Here is a 6,427-nt window from a genome sequence, read left to right on the forward strand (position 1 = left end):
GCATGACGCTGCTGACGACCATGCTGGATTTCAGCGAGCCAGGCGAACTTGGCGTGTTCATCGACGAGCCGACGGTTGCGCAACGCGAGCAGACTATCGGGCGCAGTGGCATCTATCCCGGCAAGGAGTTGGCGTTTGTCTTCCAGATGCTGCGCCCGAATGACCTGATCTGGCCCTATTTCGTCGGCAACTACCTGAAAGGGCAATCGCCGGGAGCCTTCGACCTGCTTTACTGGAACGCCGACGCCACGAACCTGGCCGGGCCGATGTATGCATGGTACTTGCGCAATATGTACCTGGAGAACAAGCTGCGCGAGCCGGGGCAATTGACCGTTTGCAGGCATCCGATGGACCTGGGCAGCATCGACGTGCCCAACTATATCCTTGCCACGAAGGACGATCACATCGTTCCCTGGCGGTCGGCCTATCGCAGCGTTCAGCTACTGGGCGGAAAGTCGGAGTTTGTTCTTGGCGAGAGCGGACATATTGCAGGTGTTATCAATCCGGCATCGAAGCAAAAGCGTGGCTACTGGCGTGCCGGCGAGCGATGCGATGATGCAGACGGCTGGCTGGCTTCGGCGACGTCCACGCCGGGGAGCTGGTGGGTTCATTGGGCTGCCTGGCTGAAACGCCATGCCGGCAAGCAGGTCGCAGCGCCGTCCAGATTGGGGAACGACACGTTCGAGCCAATCGAGCCCGCTCCTGGCCGTTATGTCGGGGTGCGCGCCGACTGACCGGGAAACCGGCGGCGCCCAGGTTCGCTAAATTCGCACGACGATATTTCCGGGGCCCGCCGCGGTGGCTTCGGAGCTGCAGAAAACCTGGCGCCGGGACGATGCCATGCAGTGGGCCGAGATCTACACCAAGATCTTCCCGGCGTACCAATTGCTGATCGAGAGCTATACCAAGGCCCAGAACGTCGTGAAGGACAGCGAGGTGCTGGACTCGGCTCGCTGATCGTCCGTGCTGCCGCTGTGTGAGAGATCGTCATGTCTTTCACGCAGTTGGTCGCCAATTAGCTCAGGCACCAGGCCGGCACCGGATATTTGGCCCATATTTGGCCCATTACCCGTGCCGGCCTTCAACAATTCACTCGCTTTACGAACGAGTCCTCCGCAGTCAACCCCAAAAGCACCTTTCCAGCGTGCCGGTGCCCAGCTTGATTGCAGGCGCCACGCCGCCGGCGACCTGTCGACTCGCGCCATGTTCGCCCCCTCGTTGGCCATACATCGGGAAGCTTCCTGAAACCACCTTCCACGCGACCAACGACGCGTCTTCTTCCACGGACAGTATTCCATGCGATCACGTCGTTCCAAATGTGGAACGCAGATATGCGCTGGCGGCATCTATTCGACCGCTTGCGCTGAAAGCATACTTCCGGATTTTCGCGCGGAGCCCGCCCTGGAGGTGCGCGAACCTGGGGCGTGTTCGGCACGGCGATGAAATCCTCATGGCTCGTGCTCACTTTCAGCGCCGTGCAACGTGTCACCAAAAGCAAGAATTACTTTTCACAAGGCCTTAGTCATGCTTCGATCCGTCATCTCCATCATTCTGCTTTCCAGTGCGTTTGCCAGCGGCGCCGCGGGTGCCGCGCCCACCAGCGAGGACGCCTCGTGGTTCGATCCGGTTCGTCTCGGGGTCGCATTGGGTGCGGGAGACGCGGCTTCGATTGCACGCCTGGAGGCGCGATGGAACTTGAAGAACGACCTTTGGGCGACGAGCTCGCAGTCGGTGCGGGTTCGCCTGGGTCTCGAGGCTTCCGTGGGTGGCTGGAATCCACATGGCGGCAACAGCAGCGTGATGGGCGATATCGGCTTTACGCCCATCTTCCGGATCCAGGGCTCGGGCCGCTCGGGTGCTTTCGCGGAGATTGGCGCAGGCATGCACCTGCTGTCGCGGACGCACATCTCGGACTCCAAGGGTTTCTCGACGGCGTTCCAGTTTGGCGATCGCATTGCCGCGGGCTACCGGTTTGGCGATCCGTTCGACTCGGAACTGGCGGTGCGTTTCCAGCACTACTCCAACGCAGGCATTAAGGAGCCCAATCCCGRCATCAACTTCTACATGCTCCAGTACTCGGGGCGTTTCTAAGCGTATTGCCGTTGCCGTTGCGCTCGCGTACGACGACACAACGAATGCGGCAGGCGTGGCAAACTCGGTCGGCTCCGGTCTGGCGGGCTCCATTTGTCCGCGAGAACGGCTGGTTGGCCGGGCCGAGGAACGCGGGGGCCAAGCCCGACAATTGTTCCGCCGCCGCACGCAGGGCCGGCAGGATCTCCCTGACAGCCTGCTCCGGCCGACCTCACCGGACAGCAGGTTGGCGCTGATGGCCGCCACCACGTTGCGCTGCTCGTCGCGCACTGGCCGACCAGCGACAGGCCGCGCGCGATCAGCGGATCGAGGCCCATGGCTGCCACCACCGCAGCGATGGCGCCCACAGCGTTAAGCGGCAGCGGCTTGTTCTGCTCCTTGGTTGGTACTTCGCCGATGGCGTCCATCAGGCGCCAGTGCATGCGAAAGTAGCCGATTCGCTGAGCCCGAGCCGGCTGACGTCAGTCAGTCTTTGTAGCCGGGGTCGATGCGCTCCACCAGGCGCAGCAGCGCCGGCCATTCACGTGTGCCGAAGGTGTTCGCACGTGCATCCATCACGGCCCGCGTTTCGTCGATGACACGCGGCGTCGGCATGATCAGCTCGGTGCCCGACGTCATGGCATCGACCTGGGTCCGGCAGGCCATCTCCAGCCAGTACATGCGGCTGAACGTTTCGGCCACGCTGGGGCCCACAGCCAGCAGCCCGTGGTTGCGCAGCACCACGACTTCATGATTGCCGAGAGAGCGGACCAGGCCCGCCTGCTGGTTCATTTCCACCACCGGGCTGTCGAAGTCGTGGTAGCCGGTTTTCTCGTGGAACCTGAGCGCCGTCTGCGTCATCGGTAGCAGACCCGTCTTCATGGCGGACAACGCCATCCCGGCCCGGGTATGGGTGTGAATCACGCAACTCACGTCAGGCCTTGCCTTGTGGACAGCGGTGTGAATCACCATGCCGGCCCGGTTCACCTGGTAGCCGTGCTCGTTCTGGGGGCTCAGGAGCACGTTGCCCTCCAGGTCGATCTTGATCAGGTTCGACGCGCAGATCTCCGAATACAGGTAGCCGTAGGCGTTGATGAGCAGATGCTCCGTGCCCGGGATCTTGAGCGTGATGTGGTTGTAGATCAGGTCGGTCATGCCGAACCGGTCCATCAGCCGGTAGCAGGCAGCGAGCTGCACGCGGGCTGTCCACTCCGCTTCGCTGACTTGGGCCCGCACGGTTTCGCGCGGAACGGACATTGCGTTGGTCATCTGTACTCCTCACTCCACTCGAATATTGCCGGCCTTGACTACCTTGCTCCAACGCTTGCTTTCCGAGTCGAAGTACCGGTTGAGCTGTGCGGGCGTCATGGGGTCCGGCTCCATGCCGTAGTCGGCGATCTGCTTGCGGACGTCGGGTTCCTGCAGCACATCGCCAACGGTGCGCGCCAGCTTGTCGATCACACTTTGAGGCGTCTTGCTCGGCGCGACAATGGCAAGCCAGGAATTGGCAACCACGTCCGGATAACCGGATTCCGCCAGCGTGGGCACATTCGGCAAGGCAGGCATGCGCGTTGCGCCGGTGAAGGCAATGGCGCGCAACTTGCCTGCCTTGATGTAGGGCGAAAACAGTTGCAACGTGTCGATCATGATTTCAAGCCGGCCGGCCAGCAGGTCCGGCAGGACGGCTGCGGCACCCTTGTACGGGATGTGCTCCAGCTTGAGACCGGCGTTCATGGAGAACAGCTCGCCGACGAGATTTGCGCTGGAGCCCGTGCCTGAACTGCCATATCTCAGGCGGTCCGGGTGTGCCTTGCCCCATGCGATCAGCTCGGGAACCGAGTGGATAGGCAGGTCGCCATTCACTACAAGGAGCAGCGGCACCTTGGCCATCATGGCCACGCCGGTCAGGTCCTTGACGGGATCGTAGGACAGCTTGCCGTACAGCAGCGGATTGATGATGTGGGCCGGTGCCGTGGTCAGCAGCGTGTAGCCGTCCGGATCGGACTTCGCCACATAGTTGGTGCCGATCTGCACATTGCCGCCGGGCTTGTTCTCGACAATGAAGCTCGTGCCAAGGCGCGTCGACAGTTTGTTGCTGACCAACCGCGACACGGCATCAATCGGGCCGCCCGGCACGGAAGGCACCACGACCTTGACCGGGTGGGAGGGATAGGCGGGCTCCGCGGCATGGGAAAAACCAACGCCACACGCGGCAATTGCCGCGGCGGCCAGGCTCCCGGCGAAGCGCCTGAGTCCATTGACTGAAATCATTGTTTGTCTCCTTCTGTAATTAGGTCTTCTGTATATTCTCGAAGCGCTTCGCGGACGCCATCGAGCATCGAGCATCGAGGTGCGAGAAAGCCCGAGTGAGCTCAATGAAGGAGATTTGGCGAACAACTCGCCCCTTCCTTGGTATGCCGGCACGCCGCGGGCGCTACTTCACCGCTGCAACGCGCCGCTTCCGCCCTGTCGCCTCGCCTTTAGTCGAGCAGGGCGACCTGCACGTCACGCGGACCCTCATACGCATCGCGGCCGTGCCATACCTGCAGGTTATCCAGGATCATCACGTCGCCGTCGCGCCATTGCCAGCGAAGGGTCGCCTTGTCGCAAATCGCGTTGATATGGTCGACCTCCGCCGGTTCGAGGCGCTGCTCCTTGCCCAGGAACATCCCGGTCGGATACTTCTGGTTCTTGCGAATGTCGGTGCTCAGGACCAGGGTCGCGGTGTGCGACCTGTGCAGCCCCGAGCGATAGAGCTTCTTTCCGGTCACTGGATGGCACATGAACGGCTCGAGCGTCGTGAAGACAGTCAGCGAGCCGTCGTCATGCCACAGCGGTTCGAGGCCGCGGGCGGCGCACAGCGCCTCTACCTCCGCCGGGTCTTCGGTATTGAAAGCATGGTTCCAGCCGTGCCGGTCCATGTCGGCATACGACTTCTCGACAGCCGCGGACTTCGGGCCGTAACTCAGCGCGGAGCGGATGCCGAGTTCAGTGATCTTGGCAACCAGTTCCGGTGCCATGTCGTACGCAAAGTTGCGCGCATCGGCGATGGTAGTCGCACCGCCCACGGGAGCCGTGACTCGCGAGAAGAAGGCGATACGCTTCGGATAATGGCGCCGGTATGCCATTTCCGAATGCACGCCAAGCCCGGCGCTGGCTTCCAGCCTTGTGGCCTCCATGACTTTGCCGCTGATTTGCGTGCGCGGGGCGCGTCCGCCCACATAGCCGTCCTCAAATGGCGGATATTGATTGACGATGTCAGCAAAATCATCGGTTTCCGGCGTCGGGAAGCCTCGCAGCACAATGCCGCCATGCTTTGTGATGAGCTGTTCCAGGACCGGCTTCACGCGCCGCGTCCAGGCGCGAAATTGGGCACGGTCCAGCAACTCGCCTCCCTTCGGCTCGATGAACAGCGGCGGCCGTCCGGTTTGGAGCTCATGGCATTGCACGTCCTTGCCAAGCGCATCGATGAGGTGCGGATCGAGGGGTTCCGAAATACAGGCCGGAGGTGCCATGCGAATCGACGACCTGCGGGTGTTCCTGCTTGTGGCGCAACACGGAAGCCTGCACCGGGCGACGGAACACATTGGGGTGACGCAATCGGCCTTGTCGAAGGCGTTGGCACGGCTTGAGGCCGATGCGGGGATGCGCCTGTTCGAGCGCACGGCTCGCGGCGTCACGCTCACGCCGGTTGGACAGACGCTGCTGGAGCGGGCAAGAAACGTGGTGCTGGCAGCCAACGATCTCCAGGGGGAAGTGGAGGCACAGGCCGCGGCGCGCGCAGGAAAAATCAGGCTTGCGGCGACGCCCTACCTCTTTTCCTGGTTGCTGTCCCCCGTGGTCGCACGCTTCCTTGCCAGGCGGCCGCTGGCGACTTTTTCCATTGAGACGCGGCTGACGCAGGGAGCCATACTATCCCTGCAGTCGGGGGATGCGGACCTCGCTTGTGGCGGGATGACCGCCAATGTGCCGCGCGATGTCAGCCACATTCCGTTACGGCCGCTGAGGTTGCAAGTGGTCGCTCGGTCAGGCCATCCCAGACTCGGCGCTTTCAAGACCCTGGCGGACCTGGCGCAAGAGCGCTGGGCGCTGCCGCAGGCGTCGTCCAGCTTGTACCAGGTGCTGGCAGATGAGTTTGCCAACAATGGCTTGCCTGCGCCGCTCGTTGCCGTGGAATGGACTGGATCCGGCATTTCCATTGCCGAACTCCTTCGGGATACCGATCTGCTCGGCCTTGTACCGCAGCGCACGCTTATGCAACCCGAAGGCCGGGATCTCAGCGTGATCGGCGAGCCGGACATGTTGCGGCAGCCGGAAATCGCCATGTTCTGGCGCGCCGATGGCTATCTCTCTCCGC

At 62.5% G+C, this 6,427-nt stretch carries 6 protein-coding genes and 1 pseudogene; 4 read left to right on the forward strand and 3 right to left on the reverse strand.

Going from position 1 to position 6,427, the window contains the following annotated elements:
• From AC1DKD_RS38445 to AC1DKD_RS38455, 3 genes and pseudogenes are all read left to right on the forward strand, one after another.
• The coding region (locus tag AC1DKD_RS38445; RefSeq protein WP_477144497.1) for an alpha/beta fold hydrolase at positions 1-734 on the forward strand (734 nt) is incomplete at its 5' end.
• Between the two features lie 58 nt (positions 735-792).
• Positions 793-957, forward strand: a pseudogene (locus tag AC1DKD_RS38450) (hydrolase); the annotation flags it as partial.
• Between the two features lie 567 nt (positions 958-1,524).
• Complete coding sequence (locus tag AC1DKD_RS38455; protein WP_477144498.1) at positions 1,525-2,091, forward strand: acyloxyacyl hydrolase; 567 nt, start codon at positions 1,525-1,527, stop codon at positions 2,089-2,091.
• Positions 2,092-2,556: 465 nt separating this feature from the next.
• On the opposite strand, the gene AC1DKD_RS38460 is transcribed toward AC1DKD_RS38455, so the two are convergent.
• From AC1DKD_RS38460 to AC1DKD_RS38470, 3 genes are all read right to left on the reverse strand, one after another.
• Entirely contained in the window at positions 2,557-3,339 is a 783-nt protein-coding gene (locus tag AC1DKD_RS38460; RefSeq protein ID WP_441634218.1) for a class II aldolase/adducin family protein, read from the reverse strand.
• Positions 3,340-3,348: 9 nt separating this feature from the next.
• Positions 3,349-4,341, reverse strand: coding sequence for a Bug family tripartite tricarboxylate transporter substrate binding protein (locus tag AC1DKD_RS38465; RefSeq protein ID WP_441634220.1), 993 nt, complete (start codon positions 4,339-4,341; stop codon positions 3,349-3,351).
• A gap of 209 nt (positions 4,342-4,550) precedes the next feature.
• Positions 4,551-5,585, reverse strand: coding sequence for a TauD/TfdA family dioxygenase (locus tag AC1DKD_RS38470; protein WP_477144499.1), 1,035 nt, complete (start codon positions 5,583-5,585; stop codon positions 4,551-4,553).
• Here AC1DKD_RS38470 and AC1DKD_RS38475 point away from each other — a divergent pair.
• The coding region (locus AC1DKD_RS38475; RefSeq protein ID WP_477144500.1) for a LysR family transcriptional regulator at positions 5,584-6,427 on the forward strand (844 nt) is incomplete at its 3' end. The two genes, AC1DKD_RS38470 and AC1DKD_RS38475, sit on opposite strands and share 2 nt — an antisense overlap.

This window comes from Cupriavidus sp. 05T313, from assembly GCF_056396665.1.

Excerpts from the sequence above, each read along its gene's own strand:
- AC1DKD_RS38460 (WP_441634218.1), bottom strand. The coding sequence starts at position 3,339 with ATGACCAACGCAATGTCCGTTCCGCGCGAAACCGTGCGGGCCCAAGTC.
- AC1DKD_RS38465 (WP_441634220.1), bottom strand. The coding sequence starts at position 4,341 with ATGATTTCAGTCAATGGACTCAGGCGCTTCGCCGGGAGCCTGGCCGCC.
- AC1DKD_RS38470 (WP_477144499.1), bottom strand. The coding sequence starts at position 5,585 with ATGGCACCTCCGGCCTGTATTTCGGAACCCCTCGATCCGCACCTCATC.